Source organism: Pseudomonas sp. A014, from assembly GCF_052378495.1.
In the GTDB taxonomy this organism is placed as follows: domain Bacteria; phylum Pseudomonadota; class Gammaproteobacteria; order Pseudomonadales; family Pseudomonadaceae; genus Aquipseudomonas; species Aquipseudomonas machongensis.
On the sequence record NZ_CP199001.1, the window covers coordinates 5,352,895 to 5,372,544 of the forward strand.

General features: G+C 62.8%; 17 protein-coding genes, 2 tRNA genes and 2 pseudogenes. 4 read left to right on the top strand and 17 right to left on the bottom strand.

What is annotated here, in order from left to right; translation table 11 throughout:
• Positions 1-10: 10 nt before the first annotated feature.
• From rpsR to rnr, 4 genes are all read right to left on the bottom strand, one after another.
• Complete coding sequence (gene rpsR, locus ACTYOL_RS24820; protein ID WP_003249563.1) at positions 11-241, bottom strand: 30S ribosomal protein S18; 231 nt, start codon at positions 239-241, stop codon at positions 11-13.
• A 28-nt stretch (positions 242-269) separates the two neighbouring features.
• A complete protein-coding gene (gene rpsF / locus ACTYOL_RS24825) occupies positions 270-695 on the bottom strand; it encodes a 30S ribosomal protein S6 (protein ID WP_029612766.1) in 426 nt (141 codons plus the stop codon).
• A 317-nt stretch (positions 696-1,012) separates the two neighbouring features.
• On the bottom strand, positions 1,013-1,759 hold the full coding sequence (rlmB, locus tag ACTYOL_RS24830; RefSeq protein WP_063546384.1) for a 23S rRNA (guanosine(2251)-2'-O)-methyltransferase RlmB: 747 nt from the start codon (positions 1,757-1,759) through the stop codon (positions 1,013-1,015).
• Entirely contained in the window at positions 1,756-4,356 is a 2,601-nt protein-coding gene (gene rnr, locus ACTYOL_RS24835; protein WP_054893198.1) for a ribonuclease R, read from the bottom strand. Before rnr ends, rlmB begins: the two co-directional genes overlap by 4 nt.
• Positions 4,357-4,629: 273 nt before the next feature.
• Here rnr and ACTYOL_RS24840 point away from each other — a divergent pair.
• The 4 genes from ACTYOL_RS24840 to ACTYOL_RS24855 all read left to right on the top strand — a co-directional run bounded on the left by ACTYOL_RS24840 (position 4,630) and on the right by ACTYOL_RS24855 (position 7,631).
• Positions 4,630-4,716: transfer RNA gene (locus ACTYOL_RS24840), tRNA-Leu, on the top strand.
• An 81-nt stretch (positions 4,717-4,797) separates the two neighbouring features.
• Positions 4,798-4,884: transfer RNA gene (locus ACTYOL_RS24845), tRNA-Leu, on the top strand.
• Positions 4,885-5,052: 168 nt separating this feature from the next.
• Positions 5,053-6,066 carry an extracellular solute-binding protein gene (locus tag ACTYOL_RS24850; RefSeq protein ID WP_065863772.1) on the top strand — a complete coding sequence of 338 codons (1,014 nt, stop codon included), beginning with the start codon at positions 5,053-5,055 and terminating at the stop codon, positions 6,064-6,066.
• On the top strand, positions 6,066-7,631 hold the full coding sequence (locus tag ACTYOL_RS24855; RefSeq protein ID WP_054893196.1) for an ABC transporter permease: 1,566 nt from the start codon (positions 6,066-6,068) through the stop codon (positions 7,629-7,631). Before ACTYOL_RS24850 ends, ACTYOL_RS24855 begins: the two co-directional genes overlap by 1 nt.
• Before the next feature lie 38 nt (positions 7,632-7,669).
• On the opposite strand, the gene ACTYOL_RS24860 is transcribed toward ACTYOL_RS24855, so the two are convergent.
• The 13 genes and pseudogenes from ACTYOL_RS24860 to ACTYOL_RS24920 form a co-directional block, all read right to left on the bottom strand.
• Positions 7,670-8,101, bottom strand: a complete 432-nt coding sequence (locus tag ACTYOL_RS24860; RefSeq protein WP_065863774.1) for a hypothetical protein — start codon at positions 8,099-8,101, stop codon at positions 7,670-7,672.
• Positions 8,098-8,880 carry an SDR family NAD(P)-dependent oxidoreductase gene (locus tag ACTYOL_RS24865; protein ID WP_444757247.1) on the bottom strand — a complete coding sequence of 261 codons (783 nt, stop codon included), beginning with the start codon at positions 8,878-8,880 and terminating at the stop codon, positions 8,098-8,100. Before ACTYOL_RS24865 ends, ACTYOL_RS24860 begins: the two co-directional genes overlap by 4 nt.
• Positions 8,849-9,622: an SDR family NAD(P)-dependent oxidoreductase gene (locus ACTYOL_RS24870; protein WP_444757248.1), complete on the bottom strand. Its 774-nt coding sequence runs from the start codon at positions 9,620-9,622 to the stop codon at positions 8,849-8,851. The genes ACTYOL_RS24865 and ACTYOL_RS24870 overlap by 32 nt, the downstream gene beginning before the upstream one ends.
• Positions 9,623-9,633: 11 nt before the next feature.
• Positions 9,634-10,773 (bottom strand): NADH:flavin oxidoreductase, encoded by a 1,140-nt coding sequence (locus ACTYOL_RS24875; protein WP_063546395.1) that lies wholly within the window; start codon positions 10,771-10,773, stop codon positions 9,634-9,636.
• Between the two features lie 5 nt (positions 10,774-10,778).
• Positions 10,779-11,993 (bottom strand): AfsA-related hotdog domain-containing protein, encoded by a 1,215-nt coding sequence (locus ACTYOL_RS24880; RefSeq protein ID WP_444757249.1) that lies wholly within the window; start codon positions 11,991-11,993, stop codon positions 10,779-10,781.
• A 12-nt stretch (positions 11,994-12,005) separates the two neighbouring features.
• The gene (locus ACTYOL_RS24885; protein WP_054893204.1) at positions 12,006-12,524 is read right to left on the bottom strand and encodes a DUF2867 domain-containing protein; all 519 of its coding nucleotides are present in this window, start codon (positions 12,522-12,524) and stop codon (positions 12,006-12,008) included.
• Positions 12,525-12,540: 16 nt separating this feature from the next.
• Complete coding sequence (locus ACTYOL_RS24890) at positions 12,541-13,137, bottom strand: NAD(P)H-dependent oxidoreductase (RefSeq protein WP_054893190.1); 597 nt, start codon at positions 13,135-13,137, stop codon at positions 12,541-12,543.
• 47 nt (positions 13,138-13,184) lie between these two features.
• Complete coding sequence (locus tag ACTYOL_RS24895) at positions 13,185-13,805, bottom strand: acyl-homoserine-lactone synthase (RefSeq protein ID WP_151926064.1); 621 nt, start codon at positions 13,803-13,805, stop codon at positions 13,185-13,187.
• A gap of 112 nt (positions 13,806-13,917) precedes the next feature.
• Positions 13,918-14,628 (bottom strand): autoinducer binding domain-containing protein, encoded by a 711-nt coding sequence (locus tag ACTYOL_RS24900; protein WP_063546400.1) that lies wholly within the window; start codon positions 14,626-14,628, stop codon positions 13,918-13,920.
• Positions 14,629-14,885: 257 nt separating this feature from the next.
• Positions 14,886-15,401 (bottom strand): annotated as a pseudogene (locus ACTYOL_RS24905) (methyl-accepting chemotaxis protein); the annotation flags it as partial.
• A gap of 390 nt (positions 15,402-15,791) precedes the next feature.
• Positions 15,792-16,484: pseudogene (locus ACTYOL_RS24910) on the bottom strand (methyl-accepting chemotaxis protein); the annotation flags it as partial.
• A 553-nt stretch (positions 16,485-17,037) separates the two neighbouring features.
• Positions 17,038-18,330: an adenylosuccinate synthase gene (locus ACTYOL_RS24915; protein ID WP_054893188.1), complete on the bottom strand. Its 1,293-nt coding sequence runs from the start codon at positions 18,328-18,330 to the stop codon at positions 17,038-17,040.
• Between the two features lie 55 nt (positions 18,331-18,385).
• Positions 18,386-19,573 carry an ATP phosphoribosyltransferase regulatory subunit gene (locus ACTYOL_RS24920; protein ID WP_063546403.1) on the bottom strand — a complete coding sequence of 396 codons (1,188 nt, stop codon included), beginning with the start codon at positions 19,571-19,573 and terminating at the stop codon, positions 18,386-18,388.
• Positions 19,574-19,650: the final 77 nt, after the last annotated feature.

Consider the following 19,650-nt stretch of genomic DNA (forward strand, 5'->3'; position numbering starts at 1 on the left):
CGACCCGGTCTCAGCGGCCGTGGCTGTCGGTGTAGGGCAGCAGGGCCAGGAAGCGGGCGCGCTTGATAGCGGTAGCCAGCTGACGCTGATAACGAGCTTTGGTACCAGTGATACGGCTTGGAACGATCTTGCCGGTTTCGGATACGTAAGCTTTCAGGGTGTTGAGATCTTTGAAGTCGATCTCTTTCACGTCTTCAGCAGTGAAGCGGCAGAATTTACGACGACGGAAGAAACGTGCCATTTAATAGGCTCCTCTAAAGGTCCGTGGATTACTCGTCAGCGTTATCGCTGGAGTCGCTGTCATTGCTGTCGTCGCCATCGGCGGAGTCAGCATGCTCAGGACGCTCGCGACGCTCACGGCGCTCGCTGCGGTTCTCTTCAGCCTTCAGCATCTCGGACTGACCGGTAACGGCTTCGTCGCGACGGATGACCAGGTTACGGATAACGGCATCGTTGTAGCGGAAGTTGTCTTCCAGCTCGGCCAGGGCCTTGCCGGTGCACTCAACGTTCAGCATCACGTAGTGAGCCTTGTGAACATTGTTGATTGCGTAGGCCAGTTGACGACGGCCCCAGTCTTCCAGGCGGTGGATCTTGCCACCATCTTCTTCGATCAGCTTGGTGTAACGCTCGACCATGCCGCCGACTTGCTCGCTCTGGTCCGGGTGAACCAGGAAGATGATTTCGTAATGACGCATGAATGCTCCTTACGGGTTAGTAGTCTGCCAGCGAATCTGGTCAGACAAGGAGTGAATGACACTGTATGTCTTGCTTGAGTGAAGGCACATGCGCACCCGCCAGCTCGGCAAGGGGCGCAATTGTAGAGAAGGCGGGTTGGACAAGCAAGGTGATTGGCGATTATTTGAACAGTCGGAAACATATTGGCGGGATATGTGAACGCGGCGGTGATGCTTTCGCGGGCAAGTCGGACCGCCGAACCGCCGCTCCCACAGGGGCTTACGCAGGTCTGTGGGAGCGGGCTTGCCCGCGAAAGGAACGCCGCCGCTTCAGGCTCTCAACGCTTGGCCTGACGCTGCCTCACCGCCTCGAACAGACACACCCCGGTCGCCACCGAGACGTTCAGACTGCTGACACTACCAGCCATCGGCAGCTTCACCAGGAAGTCGCAATGCTCACGGGTCAGGCGGCGCATGCCCTTGCCTTCTGCGCCCATGATCATCACCAGCGGACCGGTGAGGTCCTGCTGGTAGATCTCCTGCTCCGCTTCGCCAGCAGTGCCGACCACCCACAGGCCGCGCTGCTGGAGTTTCTCCAGGGTGCGCGCCAGGTTGGTCACGGCCACCAGCGGGATAACCTCGGCAGCGCCACAGGCGACCTTGCGCACCACGCCTGTGAGCGTGGCCGACTTGTCCTTGGGAATCACCACGGCAGTTGCGCCCGCAGCATCGGCGGTGCGCAGGCAGGCGCCGAGGTTGTGCGGGTCGGTGACACCGTCGAGCACCAGGATCAGCGGCGGCGTCTCGGTGCGCTCGAGCAACTCCTCGAGCATCGCCTCGCCCCACACCTGGCTTGGGCTCACCTCGGCGACCACACCCTGGTGCACGCCCTCGACCCAGGCGTCCAGCTCACGGCGCTCGGCCTGGCCGACCGCAACGCGGTTTTCTGCAGCCAGCGCCAGCAGCGCCTGAAGACGCGGCTCGCTACGCCCCTCCGACAACCAGATCTGCTTGACCCGCTTGGGATGGTGCTGCAGCAACGCCTGCACGGCATGTACGCCGTAGATTTTTTCCAGCTGACTCATGACTTGCCGCTCTTGCCCTTACGTGGCGCGCCGGACTTCGACGGGCCTTTGCGATGCTTGGTCTTGCCCGCAGCCTTGCTGCCCTTCTCGGCCTTGCTGCTGGTGTGCTGCCGCGCATCCCCCATCAGCGCCTTCTTCATCTCGCGGCTCTTGCGCACTTCGGCGTTACGCTGCACGGCGTCTTTCGGGAAGTAGGCTTCAGAAGCTTCGCTCTTGCGGCTGCGCGGCTTGGGCGAGATCCTCGCCTCGGTGGCCGCTGCCGGCTCGGACTTGGCCGCACCCTTGGTGGTCGCAGGCTTGCCGGCGTCAGCCGATTCGCTACGCGGCTTGCGGCCGCCCGGTGCCTTGATCGCGGCCTCGGAAAGTTCGAAGTCGATCTTGCGCTGCTCGAGGTCGACGCGCATCACCTTCACTTCGATGGTGTCGCCCAGGCGGAAGCTGCGACCGGTACGCTCACCGGCCAGGCGGTGGTGCACAGGATCGAAGTGGTAGTAATCGCCCGGCAGCGCACTGACGTGCACCAGGCCTTCGACATAGATGTCGGTCAACTCGATGAACAGGCCGAAGCCGGTCACTGCGGTGATCACGCCTGGGAAAGTCTCACCCACGCGGTCGCGCATGTATTCGCACTTGAGCCAGTTGACCACGTCGCGGGTGGCTTCATCGGCGCGGCGCTCGGTCATCGAGCACTGCTCGCCCATCTGCTCGAGGCTGTTCTCGTCGTACGGGTAGATCCGCGCCTTGGGAATGCTCATCGCACCGGCGCGCTTGACGTGCGGGGTGTCGATCTTCGAGCGGATCACGCTGCGGATGGCGCGGTGCACCAACAGGTCCGGGTAACGACGGATCGGCGAGGTGAAGTGGGTGTACGCCTCGTAGTTCAGGCCGAAGTGGCCATTGTTCTCGGTGCTGTACACCGCCTGACTCAGCGAGCGCAGCATGACGGTCTGGATCAGGTGGAAGTCCGGGCGCCCGGCGATGCTCGCCAGCAGGGCCTGGTAGTCCTTCGGCGAGGGGTCCTTGCCCTTGTGCAGCGACAGACCCAGTTCACCGAGGAAGGCGCGCAGTTTTTCCAGGCGCTCCGGTGGCGGCCCATCGTGCACGCGGTACAGAGACGGCACGTTGTGCTTCTGCAGGAACTCGGCAGTGGCGACGTTGGCCGCCAGCATGCATTCCTCGATCAGCTTGTGGGCGTCGTTGCGCACGGTCGGACGAATTTCGTCGATCTTGCGGTCTTCGCCGAAGATGATCCGGGTTTCCTGGGTTTCGAAGTCGATCGCACCACGGGTATGACGGGCATCGACCAGCACCTTGTACAGCGCGTAGAGGTGCTTGAGGTCCGGCAGTACCGCGCTGTACTCCTCGCGCAGGGCCTTGCCCTCGCGGGTGCGGGAGTGCTCGAGCATGCTGCTGACCTTGTTGTAGGTCAGACGCGCATGGGAGTGGATCACGCCTTCGTAGAACTGGTAGTCGACCATCTGGCCGGCCTTGTTGATGGTCATCTCGCAGACCATGGCCAGGCGATCGACATGCGGATTCAGCGAGCACAGACCGTTGGAGAGTTCCTCGGGCAGCATCGGAATCACACGCTCGGGGAAGTACACCGAGTTGCCACGCTGCTGGGCCTCGACGTCCAGGGCCGAGCCCAGGCGCACGTAACTGGAAACGTCGGCGATCGCCACGTACAGGCGCCAGCCGCCGGAGAACAGGCGCAGCTTGCCCAGCGGCTCGCAATAGACGGCGTCGTCGAAGTCGCGGGCGTCCTCGCCGTCGATGGTGACGAACGGCAGATGGCGCAGGTCGATGCGCTTTTCCTTGTCCTTCTCTTCGACTTCGGAGCGGAACTTGCGCGCTTCCTTGATCACGTCCTTGGGCCAGACGTGGGGGATGTCGTAGCTGCGCAGGGCGACGTCGATCTCCATGCCCGGCGCCATGTAGTTACCGATCACCTCGACCACATCACCTTGCGGCTGGAACCGCGGGGTCGGCCAGTGGGTGATCTTGATCTCGACGAACTGGCCGATCTTGGCGCCGCCGTTGCGACCCGCAGTCACCAGCACTTCCTGCTGGATCTTCGGGTTGTCGGGGGTCACATAGCCGATGCCGCCTTCTTCGAAGTAGCGGCCAACCACGCTTTCATGGGCGCGGGAGATGATCTCGACCAGCACGCCTTCGCGGCGGCCACGGCGATCGACACCGGACACGCGGGCAAGGCCACGGTCGCCGTCGAACACCAGGCGCATCTGCGCAGGGCTGAGGAACAGGTCTTCGCTGCCGTCGTCGGGGATCAGGAAGCCGAAGCCATCGCGGTGGCCGGAGACGCGGCCGCAGATCAGGTCGAGCTTGTCTACCGGGGCATAGGTGCCGCGCCGGGTATAGATAAGCTGACCATCACGCTCCATCGCGCGCAGACGGCGGCGCAGGGCTTCGATCTGGTCTTCTTCGTACAGACCGAACTCTGCCGCCAGCTCCTCGCGCGCGGCGGGTTCGCCACGGTCGGCAAGGCGCTGCAGGATCAGCTCACGGCTGGGGATGGGATTCTCGTATTTTTCCGCTTCGCGAGCGGCCTCGGGATCGAGGGATTGCCAATCGGCCATCAGAAGGGGTTCACCTTGGGGTATATAGATAGGAATTCTGGCATAGGCGTATTGAAACCGGAAATCTTTGCCTTGGACAGCCCCTGCGGGGCACCCCGGCAGCGGCATTAGGTCACTGGAATCAACAACTTGAATTTTTTGAAATTTTTTTCGATCCGGGGCTTTACAGCCCTCAGGGGCATCCGTATAGTGCGCACCACAACGACGGACAGCCGACGTTGTAGTTGAGATGAAACCTGATGTAAAGCATCATGTGACCTCGACAAAATGTGTGCCCAGGTGGCGGAATTGGTAGACGCGCTGGTTTCAGGTATCAGTGACTTAACGGTCGTGGAAGTTCGAGTCTTCTCCTGGGCACCAAATATTTCGAGTGATAGATAGCAGGTTTTTCTGTCATTCAGCAACACGAATCAAGTTTCATGCAGTAGATGTAAAAGCTTTGCCCAGGTGGCGGAATTGGTAGACGCGCTGGTTTCAGGTATCAGTGACTTAACGGTCGTGGAAGTTCGAGTCTTCTCCTGGGCACCATATAAAAACCCACTAGCTTGCTAGTGGGTTTTTTCTTGCCTGCAATTTTTGCCCCCCACTGCCCCCGCATCCGCCTCCCTCGACTATTTGCCTTCATACGGCCACATGAGAAACGATTTCGTTTACCATTGTTTCGAAATATGTAGCCGTAAGCGAGGAAGTACCCGCATGACGATCCGCCCGAAACCGCTGATGCGCACCCTGGCCGCCGCTGTCCTGGGCCTGGTGATTGGCGCGCCGGCCGCCCTGGCAGACGAACCGGTCACGCTGACCATGTACAACGGCCAGCACAAGGAAATCGGCGACGCCATCGCCAAGGCCTACGAGGCCAAGACCGGTATCCACATCAATATCCGCAAGGGCAGCAGCAATCAGCTGGCCAGCCAGATCATCGAGGAAGGCGCGCGCTCGCCCGCCGACATCATCTACACCGAAGAATCCCCGCCACTGAACAACCTGGGCGAACTGGGCCTGCTGGCGAAGATCGACGACGCCACGCTGGACATGCTGCCCAAGGAATACGTGGGCGCCAACGGCACCTGGATGGGCGTGACCGCACGCACCCGCGTGGTGGTCTACAACCCGAAGAAGATCGACGAGAAAGACCTCCCCACCACCGTGATGGACTTTGCCGATCCCGAGTGGGATGGCCGCGTCGGTTACGTGCCGACCAGTGGCGCCTTCCAGGAGCAGGCCGTGGCCATCCTCAAGATGCACGGCCGCGAAGCCACCGAAGAATGGCTCACCGGCCTGAAGGCGTTCGGCAAGACCTACACCAACAACATGGTTGCACTCAAAGCGGTGGAAAAAGGCGAAGTCGCTGCCGTGCTGGTGAACAACTATTACTGGTACGCCCTGGAGCGCGAGCGCGGCAAGCTCGACTCCAAGCTCTACTACCTGGCCGACGGTGACGCCGGCAACCTGGTGACCATCTCCGGCGCTGCGGCCGTCAAGGCCAGCAAGCATCCCAAGGAAGCCCAGGCACTGCTCAACTGGATGGCCAGCGAAGAAGGCCAGCGCGTGATCACCCAGACCACCGCCGAATATCCCCTGCACAAAGGCATGGTCTCCGACCGCGGCCTGAAGCCGTTCGAAGAGCTGCGTCCACCGAAGATCAGCCCGGCCGACCTTGGCAATGCCGAAGAAGCCATCGAGCTCGAACGTGAGGTCGGTCTGCTCTGATGACTGCTGCCGCGCCCGATCCGGCCCTGGTACGCTTCGTGCCACGCCGCAAGCGCCCCTCCGTGTGGGTGGTGCTGCCTGTGCTGTTCCTGGTGGCGATGAGCCTGCTGCCACTGCTGTATGTCGCCATCAAGGCCTGGGAAGCCGGCTTGCATGAAGCCCTGCGCCTGCTCTGGCGCCCCTTCGTGTGGGGGTTGCTGCGCAACACCTTGCTGCTGATGGTGGGGGTCACCCTGGTGTGCATGGTGGTCGGCCTGGCGCTGGCCTGGCTGCTCGAACGCAGCGACCTGCGCGGGCGCCGCCTGTGGGGCGTGGTACTGTGCCTGCCGTTTGCCGTACCTTCGTTCGTCAGCAGCTTTACCTGGGTGTCGCTGAGCTCGGACTTCGAAGGGCTCGGCGGGGCGATCCTGGTCATGGCGCTATCGAAGTATCCGCTGGTGTTCCTGCCGGTGGCGGCAACCTTGCGCAACCTCGACACCTCGCTGGAGGAGTCGGCGCGCACCCTCGGTTGCAGCCGCTGGGGCGTGTTCCTCAAGGTCACCCTGCCATTGTTGTGGCCAGCGATGCTCGGCGGCGCGCTGCTGATCGCCCTGCACATGCTGGTGGAGTTCGGCGCACTGTCGATCCTCGGCCTGCAGACCTTCACCACTGCGATCTACCAGCAGTTCGAACTGGAGTTCAGCAACGCCAACGCCGCAATGCTCTCGGCTGTGCTGCTCGCACTGTGCCTGGTGATGCTCTGGCTGGAGCTGCGTGTGCGCGGCAAGGCCCGCCACGTGCGCATCGGCCAGGGCGTGGCGCGTCGGGCACAGCCCTTGCGCCTCAAAGGCTGGAGCCTGCCAGCACAGCTGTTCTGTCTCGGGCTGGCGGTGCTGGGCAGCGGCATTCCGCTGGCCATGCTTGGCTATTGGCTGAGTGTCGGCTCGTCGGCAGCCTTCCCGGCGGCGGCGATCGGCAAGGCCTTGCTGACCTCCCTGTCGGTATCGCTGGGCGGTGCTGGCTTCTGCGTAGTGCTGGCCTTGCCGATCAGCTTCCTGGTGGTGCGCTATAAAGGCCGCCTGGCGATCTGGGCCGAACGCCTGCCCTACCTGCTGCATGCGCTTCCCGGCCTGGTGATCGCTCTGACCCTGGTGTTCTTCGCCCTGCACTACGTGCCAGCGCTCTACCAGACCACTGCGCTGCTGATCCTGGCCTACGCCCTGCTCTTCCTGCCGCTGGCCCAGGCGCCAGTGCGCACAGCGCTGAACAAGGCCTCGCCAACGCTCGAGGAAGCCGCCCGCACCCTGGGCGCCAGCAGCTTCGCGGCATTCTGCCGGGTCACGCTACCTATCATCTTCCCGGCCCTGGCAGCGGCCTTCGCCCTGGTGTTCCTGGATGCCATGAAGGAGCTGACCGCGACCTTGCTGCTCAGCCCGACCGGCATGACTACCCTGGCCACGGAAGTCTGGGCGCACACTGCCAATGTCGAGTTCGCCGCCGCCGCGCCCTACGCGGCGCTGCTGATCCTGGTATCGGGATTGCCGGTATACCTGCTGACGACACGGATGTACCTGAACAAGGCGTAGCATCGAGGCCCGGGCGCAGGCAGCCCGGGCCCAGCCATTCAATAGCCCAGCGCGCGTTTTTCCGGTCCGGCACTGACGGCATGGTTCGGTCTGCGCAACTGCAATACTGCGAAAACCGAAAGAACCACCGCCAGCCCCCAAAGGATCGGCGTCGCTCCCTGGCTCAGAGCCACCATCTGCAGACCGACGACCAACAGACGCAACAGCGCATCGAGCCGACCATTGGCCACCGAAGGTTCGCGCAGGCGCGCCACACCCCAGATGACATAAGCCAGGGCGCCTAGATTGATGAAGAACATCGAGGTTGGGTCGAGCACACTGAAGGACGTACCCAGGCCAAGCCAGGCATCGAGCCCGGCAAAAAGCTGGAATGCCCAGGCACTCAGCAGTGGAACGGCAAATGGCAGGGTGGCGACGATGTCATAGATCGCGCCGATGCGGACGATGTTGGCGTAACGGGATTGATTCATTGGCAAACCTCCATGTGCATGCGTTCGAGAAGCTCTCTGACTTCGTAGAATTGTCCTGATTGCAGCGCGATCGCGTGACGTCGTCCAAGCAGTTCGACGATTTGCGCGGCGCGTTGTTGCGCACTGACGATGTACCCAGGCTGCGTCGAGCGCTCTCGCAAGGCCACCAGTTCGGGAAAGCGCTCGTCGGCCTGCAGGATGGTTTGCGCCACGGTGGTGGCGACATTGCATAACCCCAGCACCGCAAAGAACACCTGCGGATTCTCCAACTGGTAGACCTTGGCCAGGGCGTTGAGGGCGGCTTTGGAGACACTGTAGGAAAGCATGCCTGCGCGCTGACGAATGCCTGAAACCGAGGCCGAGAACACCACCTGGCTGACCTTCGCCTGTCGGCACAGCAGCAGGTCAAGCACCCATTTCACCGCCACCAGGTTGAGCTCCAGCACCGAGCGGAAGGACTCCACTGGCGTATTGCTCGCAAGCTCCGGCGCGCTGCCGAATGTTCCGGCATTAAGGTAGGCCGTTTCGAATGTCGTCTCACCGATGAAGGCCTGCAGAACAGGCTGGACAGCCTCGCCCGCACAAAGATCCAGCGCCCGGAAGTGCATGCGTGGATGCTCCAGCAGCGCCGTTGGTACCCGTCGCGAAATACCCCAGACCTCATCGCCCCGCTCCAGGTGCAATCTGGCCAGTGCCAGCCCGATGCCCGAACTGACGCCCGTAATGAATATGTGAGCCATCAGTGCCTCACTCGAACTTGCCGATGTGATAGCCGCCATCGACGCTCAACACGCTGCCAGTCATGTAGCTGGCGCCGTCGCCAAGCAGGAACAACACTGCAGCAGCCACCTCGCCTGCCTGGCCGAAGCGCTTCATGACCGTAGCGTTGATCTTGCGCTCGGTGCCCGCAGGATTGGCCGCCAGCCGCTGCGGAGAGTTCATCCCGCCAAGAATCGGCCCTGGCGCTACCGCATTGACACGCACTGCATGGCGCCCATCGCGGTCGCAGGCATTCTCCATCGCCACCACTTGGGTCAGGGCGTTGAGCCCTGCCTTGCTCGCCACATAAGCAGCCTGGTTGGGCATGGCCATCACCCCCGCGCAGGAGGACAGATTGACGATCGAGCCGCCTGCCTTCCTGGCGATCAACCGCAACTCATGTTGCAGGCAATACAACGGGCCGTTCAGATTGATACGCACGACCCGCTCCCAGTCCTGTACCTGAAGATCGGCGACCTGCGCATACGGTGCTGTGATACCCGCGGCATTGACGGCATGGTCGAGTCCGCCGAAACGCGCCTCGATCTCGGCGAAGGCATCGCGCACCGCGCCAGGCTCAGCTACATCGCACGGGATGAAACTGGCCTGCGCGCCCAGTTGCTCAAGCGCCGAACGCCCCTTCTCCAGGCTGCGCCCAAGCACAACGACTCGCGCCCCCTCCTCGCTCAGCCGCCGGGCAATGCTCAGGCCGATACCACTGCTGCCACCGGTGACAACGATGGTCTTTCCCTGAAACTGCATCTGGACTCTCCTTAGTCATATCGAATAGAGGCTGGCCGCTTGTACCGGTCATTGACGCAGCAGTACACGCGATCCAGCTGGGGATTGCTCTTGTCACGGAAACAGTTGCCCTCGAATCGACAGGCATGAACACTTCCCGGCTTGCCCTGCAACGACTTGTTCACCAGGTCGTTGTCAGCGAACAGGGCACGACTCATGCCCACCAGGTCAGTGACGCCCAGCTCGAGCAAGGCCTCGGCCTGAGCCAGCGAGCCAGTGAAGCCGGCAAAGCCGACCGGGAGCGACGTCAGTTCGCGGATGTGCTTCACGCCATGCACCAGCATGGCGTGCACACGCGGATCGGCGCGCAGCATGTAATGGAACGTTTCCTTGATTGCCGCCGAACACATCAAGGCCGCCACGCCTGCACGCTCCAGCGCAGGCACCACCTGCTCGAGCAGGGCCGGTTGCTGCCCCTTGTCACCCAGGCAATCATCGATCCCGAGACGAACGGAGATGTCGATGCCGCCCTGGGTTGCCTCCACGATCGCGTCCATGACCTCCAGCAGCAGGCGGGCCCGGCGCAATGGCGAGCCGCCGTAGCGATCCGTTCGCCGGTTGCTGTAGGGCGAGAGAAAGCTGCTCAACAGGTAGCCATTGGAGGCCTGCAATTGCACCATGCGGGCGCCGGCTTGCTGCGCCAGACGTGCTGCATGGGCGAACTGGGCACAGACGCTGCGGGCATCCTCGTGAGTCATGACCCTCGTGCCGCGACGACTTCGACTACCCACTGCCCGGCTGGGCGCCAGTAGAACTCCGCCACTGCGAGCCAGATCGCCCTGGCTGCCGTAGTGCTGCAATTGCACGACCACAGGGCAGGCATTTTCCCGCCCGTAGTCGATCAGCGGCGCCAAGTGGTGGACGTGACGCTGCTCGTACAGGCACAACCCTCCCTCGTGCAGCCGTGTGGATGCATCGACTGCGGAGTTGGCCAATACCACCATGGCGCAGCCTCCATCGATGATGCCCTTGTAGAAGGTCAGCATCTGCGGCGTCAGGCAACCTTCACGACCCAGATCGATACCCATGGGTGCGAAGTACACACGGTTCTTCAGGTTCAGGTGTCGTCCGAGGGTGATGGACTGGCGCGTCAGCGGGTATCCCGAGGCCACGCCGGTTACCCGCTCTGCCGATCATTGCAAGGCGCGCCCTGGGCATCATTGCTTGCCAGGGCAGCCACCGACAGTTCCTGCAAGGGCTCGTGGAAGCAGTGGCACTTGATGACTTCCTTGAGCGTCGACAGCGTGGCGCGATCAAGCTTGGCGAATACGGCCAGTTGCACCGCGGGCTGTTGTGAAGGTCGGCACTCGACGATCGGAAAGCTCAGAAAACCCATGTCCCGCACATAGATGGACAGTTGCACCACCTCATGGGCCTGCGCGTTTTCCTCCACGCGAAACCTCACCGCCCGCAGTGAAACATGCTCGAGCAACCCCTCGACTGCCGTGCCGCGCGCCGTGTGCAACAAAACCTGCGGCAACACGCGGTTGGAGGGGGCGAACCAGTGGCTCTCCGGAAAGTTGACCGTGCGCATGCGCTTGAAAAGCGGCATCTTGATCGCACTGCCACGCAGGCGCAGCGTGGTGACCAGATTACCGTTCTGGAAGAACATCGCGGTCTTGTCCACCGTCCGGGGCAGGGCGCGCTTCTCGCCAGCGCTGTGCTGGACTACAACCTCCACCGCATAGGTGGACTCGGTGTAGTTATTGAAGGAGACGGACAAGTCTTCGATCGAGATCGAGATTTCACCGCGCCGGTAACCCGAATGGCTATAGAAATAATGGTACATCGCCTGACGAGCCACTTCGATCAGCATCAGGCCAGGCACGTGCTCATGGGGCTTGTTGTAGAAAAAGTAGTTGTTGGTGTCGTTCATCAGGCCGTACGACGACAGGTTGGCACGTGTCCAACCCGGCAGCGCGTGCAGCGTGTCGGCCAATTGAGTGACCAACGCCGGATCTGCTGCCGGCAACCCGAAACGCCTCTGCAGGTAGCACTCGACCTGACGCGGTAGCCACGCGGCGGACAGTCGATAGCCACCCTCGTGCAAGGCATAGTAGCCCTGGGCATTCATTTCGAAACTGTCGAGGGAGTCGAAGTCTTCCTGCCCGAGTGTGGTGGGAATGCTGGCAAGCATCCGGCCACCTTGAGCGTCGTCGCGATACAGGACGCCCAACGCAGCACACCCGCGCTCATCGAGATGTTCGAGCAGGAAGTTGGTCTCTTCGACGGTCAGACGAGCCGGCAGAAGATCCTGAAATCCGCAGAGCAGTACGTCGTCCACAGTCCCTTTGTGCAAGACCTGTGGAGTCAGGGGTAACTGACGTTCCATGTTGATTACCTATTAGGGTTCGACGGGGAAGGCGAGCACAGCGTTCTTCAGCATGCGCTTGACGATGGGGCCGTGAGCAGGGCCGACCGGGATCATGTAAAGCCTTCCGAAGGCGTTGTACCGCTGGACGGAGGTCGTCACGCTCAAGCGCTGCACGCCCTCGCCTGCGGGCGTGAGATCGAGGCAGACCATGACCGCCAAGTGCGTATCGCGCGAAGTGAGCACCAGCCGATGCGCATCGATCGCCTCCACCGTGAAGAAGTCGAGGCGCTCGCCCACCGCAGGTTCCCGCTCGGCCGTTCGGGGTGTGAAACCATGGATGTCGGCCACACGGAACCGGCGGGAAACGAAGTCACGAAGGCGAAAAGCCGTAGAGAGCCACGCCGGGATATGCGCAGTCATCGCGCAGTAAGCCTGCAGGGCCGTGACGCGCCCGCCGATGCGCACCGCAGCGCAGTGCAGGAAATCCAGCTGCGCAAGCTCGGCGACCAGGCGAACATCCTTGGGGGCGCAAATCAGGGCCGCGGGCATCATCTGCAAGCCCCTGTCATTGCTGGAGCAGGGCGATGGCAGCCAATTCGGCCTTGAGCAGCAGCTTCTCGTAGGCCTCGTCGGGTGACTCCTGGCGGCTGGTGATCAAGCCCGCGATTTCACGCGCAGACTCGTCCAGCGGCTCATCGGCGATGAACACCGACTCGAACAACGGAATCGGCGGCAGGTAATGACCTTTCACGTAGGCAACGGTCTGCTGCAGCGGTCGCAGAAGCTCATCCAGCGTGAAACGGTTGAACCCGCCCGCACGGTAGCCGGACGCTGGCGCCCCGACGGTGGTGACGATCAGAAACTCCTTGTCCTGCAGCTTGTCACCACCGCGCGCATAGGCAAAACCGGGCGTGAAGACATCGTCGATCCAGCGCTTCATCAACGCCGGGCACGAGTACCAGTACAGCGGGAACAGCAGCACGATGCGTTCGTGGGCACACAGCAGCTTCTGCTCGGCGGCGATGTCGAAGCCATTGCTGCCCAGTGCGGCCGACAGGGGGTGCAGCGTGACATTGCTACCTTGCAGGGCTTCGACGATGGCGGCATTGGCCCGCGAGCTGCTCAAGTCAGGATGACCGATTACGACCAGAATGTTATCCATGGAGAAGTCCTTTCAAGTGATGGTGTCCAGGCCGCAGCCAGGGGGGTTCATGCGGCGCGGTGGATTGAACGATAGTCCGCGGCATCTGTAACCTCCCCAATTGTGCAGGCCTGGGTCGGGACGTCGATCCAGCAAGCGAATAGCCAATGGTCGCCCACGCGCATCGGCGCCGCGGCTCGACGGGCGCGATAGCCTGCACGGCGCAGCAATCGCTCGATGCCTAGTGGCGACACGGTGATCAACTGCCGCACGCCCCGAGCGGCCGCACAGCGCAACACAGCATCCAGCAACTGCGTGGCGACGACGGAAGAAAATTGGCCGCCAGAGGTCCGCCCGGCCAGACCAAAATCCATGGCGGAGAAACGCGACAGCTCCCAGATCCGCGAATCACACGGCAGTGTCTGATCGCCCATCAACTGCGGGAATACTTCTGCAAGCAGGTAGCGTTGGTTGGTAGGCAGCACACGCGCCGTGCCTATGACCTGCTCCTGATCATTGCAGGCAAGCACATAGAGCGTCTCGTCATGGTCGAACTGATCACGCTCGCGACCTGGATCACACGCTAACTCCCACCCCAGGGTGTCGACGAATACCCGATAACGATAACGGTCCATCTGCAGCAAGCGCGCCTGCCCCAGCTCCTGCTGTGTTCCAACGACGATTTCCATCTCGCGTCCTCCGGCCAATGTGGAAAGGACGCGTATTCGACTCGAAGTAGGGTGATAGCAAAACTGCACTATTTGGCAGGGTACTTCTGCACATAAGCGCAGGGCGTTCGCGCTAGGCCAGCAACCCCAGAAGCGCCGCCCGCGCTACCGCTGCCGTACGATTCGCAGCGCCCAGTTTGGCGCCGGCATTGCGGGTGTGGAATTTCACCGTTTCAATCGACAAGGTGAGGATGTCGGCAACCTCGTTGAGCGTCTTGCCATCGGCAGCCCAACGCAGCACTTCGCGCTCACGCTCGGAAAGCGGAGACTGCGGCTGCGGTTGCCAGGAGTCCGAGAGCAGCCGCGAGAAGCCTTGGTGGGCGACATTCGCCAGCCAGCGCATCCGCGTCTCATGGGCACGCAACTCACATGCGCCGATCCCTTCGCCAGAGCGCGCCAAGGTCAGCATCCCCCCGCCCTTGCTCCCCTCCAGACACGATTGCGCCCAACCGTGGCGAAGACCGGCCTGCCGTGCCTCATCCCACAACTGCGGAGCGTCGGCGAATATTTCGTCGCCCCAGACCACTGGCTGCATCGAGCGCTGACAGTGGCGGACCGTCGGGTCAAGGAGCAGGTACCCATTGGCATGGTAATGATCACACCATGACCGGCTGTAGTTGCTGAGCATGACGATCCGCGGCTTGGTGACAGGCAGCGGCGTGCGCAGGCCATAAGCACAGTAATCGAAGCCCAGACGGCGCGCGGCTGCCTTGACCTCTTCCAACAACGTTTGCGTATCGCGCGCGTCATAAACCGCCGCCAGCATGTCGCCCATCCATTGCATTTATTATTCTCTCCATGAATGTGAAGCTGCTGCAGCCGCCCCCTGAAGGTGCGAGCCTAGCGGAGCTGCAACAGCCGGACATTGAGCGATATCAATTCGCCACAACGTTAACGAATACTACCGCGCGGTATTTATCCCGTGGCCGGCCTGGTCGGTTCGGCACCTTGGCGCTGACGATACAAGCACAGCGTTACAAAAAATGCTGGCGCCCCCGGGCGATTCACCGATATCTCCTGCCTATCTGGATTGACGCCTGCTCAAGCCCTGAACTGCCCCAGACTCGCCCTCAACTGCGCCGCCAGATCATCCAGCACCTTGCTGCTGGCCGTGGTCTGCATCACCACTTCGGCCGAGCGCTCTGCCTGCGCATGGATATTCTCGACCCGCCCCCGCACCGCCTGGGCGCCGTTGGCTTGCTGCTCGGCGGCGCGAGTCGCCAGGCCGATGGCGGCATGCACCTGCTCCACCGCCGCCTGCACCGACTGCTGGCGGCGTTCGTTATCACGCAACACCAGCAGCCCTTCGCTGGCCTGGCGCCCCGCCTGGCCGATGGTGGCCACAGCCTCTTTCGCCCCCTGTTGCAAGGCAACGATATGCGCCTGGATATCGCCGGTGGAACTCTGCGTCTTGCTTGCCAGAGCCCGCACTTCATCGGCTACCACTGCAAAACCGCGCCCTGTCTCACCGGCACGCGCCGCCTCGATCGCCGCGTTGAGCGCAAGCAGGTTGGTCTGCTCGGCGATGCCGTGGATCACGGTCAGCACCACTTCGATCTGCTCGCTCTGCTTGGCGAGGCGCTCGATGACCTGCGAGCCGCTTTCCACTTCCCCCGCCAGCTTCTCGATCAGCTTGGCCAGCTGGGTCGAGGCGCGACTGTTCTCGTCGGTAGCCTGGCGGATATCCACGACCTGCTGCAACGCCGCCTGCATGGCGTGGCTCTCGGCCTGAGCCTCGTCGGCCATGCTCGACAGGTCGCGCAGACTCGCCGCCACCTCGTCGCGCTGCAACGCTGCCGCTGCATCGGCCCCCGCATTGCGCTGGGCCATGGTGCCGATCTCCACCCCGGTACGCTGGGCCACTTCACCGGCTTCGCGAACGATCGGCTGAAGCTTGTCGACGAAGCGGTTGACCGCCGACGCCATGTCGCCGATCTCGTCACGGCTGTCGAGCGCCACACGCTTGGTCAGGTCGCCCTCCCCGGCGGCCAGGTCGTCGAGGGCAGCAATGAGCAGGCGCAGCTTGCTGACCACTCGTCGCCCCAGCACCACGGCAACCACCAACAGCACGCCAAGCCCGACCAGCACCAGGCCGACGCCGATGCGCCAACGCAGCTCGCCGGCCGCGTCGCGAACCGTCTGCGCGGTATTGGCCTGCATGGCAGTGGCGCTGTTCTGCGCGGTCTCAAGACGAGCCTGCAGAGTCTTGCCGCTATCGGCCGCGGCAGCGCCGAGGCTCTCGCCGACCAGTTGCTCGCCACTGGCGATCAGGGCGGCAAAGCGCTGGTCGAGCGCCTTGAGCTCTTGATCGACGGCGGCGGTGGAGACCCCCATGAGTACCTTGCCGATCTGGGCGCCATTGGGACTGATCGAAGCCTCGACGAAGTACACCGATGGATCCCGGCGCGCAGCGTCGAGCACCTTGTCCAGCGCCCGCTCGCCCTGACCCTTTTCCATCAGCGCCTGATTGATCGGGTTCTGGCGGTTGAGGTAACGGGTGAGGTGCTCGCCCTCGGCGTTGTCGTAGATCACGAACAACACGTTGGGATTGCGCTGCGCGCGACGAGCAAAGTCAGATAGCGTGGGGACGTCATTGTCCCAGATCGCCCTCGGTGCCACCGAGGCCAGCAACTCGGCCATATCGTTGGCCGACTCCTTGAGGCTTTGCTCCAGCGTGGTGCGTAGCTGTTGCTGTTCGCTCTGTAATCGCGTGGAAAGCCCCGCGCTCAGGCGTTGCCGGGTACTGGCCGAGAGGCTGTCGAGACCGGAGCGCACATCTTGCCCGGCCTGCTCCAGCTCACCTGCCAGCTTGCGACTGCCAGCGCCCAGGCGTTCGCCCAGGTCGGCCTCCAGCGCAGTGACGGTGCTGCGGGTCAGCACGACGGCGACCACGACCTGCACCAGAAGAGCGATACCAAGTGCAACAAAAACAGGCCGCAGGAGGCGGCTTCGTAACAGAGAGAGGATGGCAGACACGTTTGAACCCCCGTGTTTCTGGCGCCATTACTTTGATGGCATCTACAGAATCTTCTTACAGCAAGGGTCATGCCTGAAGCAGGAGGGAAATACGCCAAGGTCTAGCAGCGCGATGAACCGTGGCAGCGGGCTTACTCGCGAAAAGGCCACTGCAGCCAGGAACAAAAACGCCGCAACCCCTTGCAGGGCTGCGGCGCTGGATCAGCCAGAAGGCAGATCAGGCGAACGGATGACGCAGCACGATGGTCTCGTTGCGGTCCGGGCCGGTGGAGATGATGTCGATCGGGGCACCGACCAGCTCCTCGATGCGCTTGATGTAGTTGCGCGCGGCCTGCGGCAGCTCTTCCAGGGCTTTCACGCCCAGGGTCGACTCGCTCCAGCCTGGCATCTCTTCGTACACCGGCTCCAGGCCGATGTAGCTGTCGGCATCGGAAGGCGCGTCGATCACCGCACCGTTCTCGTTCTTGTAGCCGACGCAGATGTTGATGGTTTCCAGGCCGTCCAACACGTCCAGCTTGGTCAGGCAGATGCCCGAGATGCTGTTGACGTCGATGGCACGACGCAGGATCACGGCATCGAACCAGCCGCAGCGACGGGCACGACCGGTGGTGGAGCCGAACTCATGGCCACGCTTGGCCAAGGTAGCACCGGTTTCGTCGAACAGTTCGGTCGGGAACGGACCGGAACCCACGCGGGTGGTGTAGGCCTTGGTGATACCCAGGATGTAGTCCAGGTACATCGGGCCAACGCCGGAACCGGTGGAGATACCGCCAGCCGTGGTGTTCGAGCTGGTGACGTACGGATAGGTGCCGTGGTCGATGTCCAGCAGCGAGCCCTGGGCGCCTTCGAACATGATGTCCTTGCCGGCACGGCGCAGGTTGTGCAGTTCGGCGGTGACGTCGAGCATCATCGGCTTGAGCTGCTCGGCATAGGCCATGCACTCGTCGAGGGTCTGCTGGAAGTCGATGGCCGGCTCTTTGTAGTAATTGACCAGCTGGAAGTTGTGGTAGTCCAGCAGCTCACCGAGCTTGGCGGCGAAACGCTCGCGGTGGAACAGGTCGCCCACGCGCAGGCCGCGACGGGCAACCTTGTCTTCGTAGGCTGGGCCGATACCACGGCCGGTGGTGCCGATCTTGGCTTCGCCACGGGCCTTTTCACGGGCCTGGTCCAGCGCCACGTGGTACGACAGGATCAGCGGAGCAGCCGGGCTGATGCGCAGGCGCTCGCGAACCGGTACGCCCTTCTCTTCGAGCTTGGTGATTTCGCGCATCAGGGCGTCCGGCGCGACGACGACGCCGTTGCCGATCAGGCACTGTACGCCTTCACGCAGGATACCCGACGGGATCAGGTGCAGAACGGTCTTCTCACCGTTGATCACCAGGGTGTGGCCCGCGTTGTGGCCGCCCTGGTAACGCACGACGGCGGCAGCATGTTCGGTCAGCAGATCGACGATCTTGCCTTTGCCCTCATCACCCCACTGGGTGCCCAGGACGACGACATTCTTACCCATAACACTTGTCCTCATTCACGCAACTTGGTTGCCGGCCCATTGCCGGCGAAGAATCTCAATGGGTCAGCGGCAGAACCTGCCAGCGCCCGTCTTGCTGAATCAATTGCCGATCACAATCCGCCTCGAGAGCAGCACTCAGCGGCTGGCCAGGCAGTGCCTGGACCACACGCTGGCCCTCGTTGCGCAACTGGCAGACCTGCTGCCAGAGGGCCGCGTCGCCACTGTCCGGCATCCAGATGCCGCCAGAAGGCAATACGACCTCCGCTCGCCCCAGTGTGACCAGGGTCTTCAAATCCGTGGAGAAACCGGTGGCCGGACGTGCCCGCCCGAAGTCGGCGCCGATGTCATCGTAGCGTCCACCCTGGGCGATCGACTGGCCGACACCGGGTACAAACACCGCGAACACCACGCCGGTGTGATAGTTGTAGCCGCGCAGCTCGCCCAGGTCGAAGTACAGCGGCAGGTCCGGGTAACGCGCCGCCAGGCGATCGGCGATCGCCAGCAGGTCGTCCAGGGCCGCCAGCACGCTGGCCGGAGCTCGGCCCAGACGCACGCGGGCGTCGGCCAGCACTTCACGACCACCGCACAGTTCAACCAGGGCACGCAGCATGTTGCCCAGGTCTTTCGGCAGGTCGGCGGTCAGCTCGTGAACTTCATCGACAGCCTTGCGCTGGAGCGCATCGAACAACTGCTGCTCGACCGCGCCCGACAGCCCGGCGGCACGCGCCAGGCCACGGTAGATACCGACGTGCCCCAGATCCATGTGCACATCGGCAACGTCAGTCAGTTGCAAGGTGGTCAGCATCAGGCTGATCACTTCGACGTCGCTGGTCGGACTGGCGTCGCCATACAACTCGGCACCCAGCTGGATCGGGCTGCGCGAGGTCGACAGCGCACGCGGCTCGGCGTGCAGCACACTGCCGGCGTAGCACAGGCGGCTCGGGCCTTCGCGGCGCAGGGTGTGGGCATCGATGCGCGCCACCTGCGGCGTGAAGTCGGCACGGAAACCCATCAGGCGACCGGACTGCGGGTCGACCACCTTGAAGGTACGCTGATCCAGGTCCTGGCCGGCGCCGGTAAGCAGCGACTCCAGGTACTCGATATGTGGGGTGACGACCAGTTCATAACCCCAACTCTGGAACAGGTCCAACACCTGGCGACGCGCAATCTCGATGCGCGCCGCTTCAGGTGGCAGTACTTCCTCGATGCCATCTGGCAGAAGCCAGCGGTCTACCGTTGCCATTACGCCATTTCCCCTCTGGTCCGGGCGGCCGCCCAACAGGTTAGCCGTCTGTGAAGCAGGCATTGGCGCACAACAGC

Excerpts from the sequence above, each read along its gene's own strand:
- rpsR (WP_003249563.1), bottom strand. The coding sequence starts at position 241 with ATGGCACGTTTCTTCCGTCGTCGTAAATTCTGCCGCTTCACTGCTGAA.
- rpsF (WP_029612766.1), bottom strand. The coding sequence starts at position 695 with ATGCGTCATTACGAAATCATCTTCCTGGTTCACCCGGACCAGAGCGAG.
- rlmB (WP_063546384.1), bottom strand. The coding sequence starts at position 1,759 with ATGAGTCAGCTGGAAAAAATCTACGGCGTACATGCCGTGCAGGCGTTG.
- rnr (WP_054893198.1), bottom strand. The coding sequence starts at position 4,356 with ATGGCCGATTGGCAATCCCTCGATCCCGAGGCCGCTCGCGAAGCGGAA.
- ACTYOL_RS24850 (WP_065863772.1), top strand. The coding sequence starts at position 5,053 with ATGACGATCCGCCCGAAACCGCTGATGCGCACCCTGGCCGCCGCTGTC.
- ACTYOL_RS24855 (WP_054893196.1), top strand. The coding sequence starts at position 6,066 with ATGACTGCTGCCGCGCCCGATCCGGCCCTGGTACGCTTCGTGCCACGC.
- ACTYOL_RS24860 (WP_065863774.1), bottom strand. The coding sequence starts at position 8,101 with ATGAATCAATCCCGTTACGCCAACATCGTCCGCATCGGCGCGATCTAT.
- ACTYOL_RS24865 (WP_444757247.1), bottom strand. The coding sequence starts at position 8,880 with ATGGCGGCTATCACATCGGCAAGTTCGAGTGAGGCACTGATGGCTCAC.
- ACTYOL_RS24870 (WP_444757248.1), bottom strand. The coding sequence starts at position 9,622 with ATGCAGTTTCAGGGAAAGACCATCGTTGTCACCGGTGGCAGCAGTGGT.
- ACTYOL_RS24880 (WP_444757249.1), bottom strand. The coding sequence starts at position 11,993 with ATGGAACGTCAGTTACCCCTGACTCCACAGGTCTTGCACAAAGGGACT.
- ACTYOL_RS24885 (WP_054893204.1), bottom strand. The coding sequence starts at position 12,524 with ATGCCCGCGGCCCTGATTTGCGCCCCCAAGGATGTTCGCCTGGTCGCC.
- ACTYOL_RS24890 (WP_054893190.1), bottom strand. The coding sequence starts at position 13,137 with ATGGATAACATTCTGGTCGTAATCGGTCATCCTGACTTGAGCAGCTCG.
- ACTYOL_RS24895 (WP_151926064.1), bottom strand. The coding sequence starts at position 13,805 with ATGGAAATCGTCGTTGGAACACAGCAGGAGCTGGGGCAGGCGCGCTTG.
- ACTYOL_RS24900 (WP_063546400.1), bottom strand. The coding sequence starts at position 14,628 with ATGCAATGGATGGGCGACATGCTGGCGGCGGTTTATGACGCGCGCGAT.
- ACTYOL_RS24915 (WP_054893188.1), bottom strand. The coding sequence starts at position 18,330 with ATGGGTAAGAATGTCGTCGTCCTGGGCACCCAGTGGGGTGATGAGGGC.
- ACTYOL_RS24920 (WP_063546403.1), bottom strand. The coding sequence starts at position 19,573 with ATGGCAACGGTAGACCGCTGGCTTCTGCCAGATGGCATCGAGGAAGTA.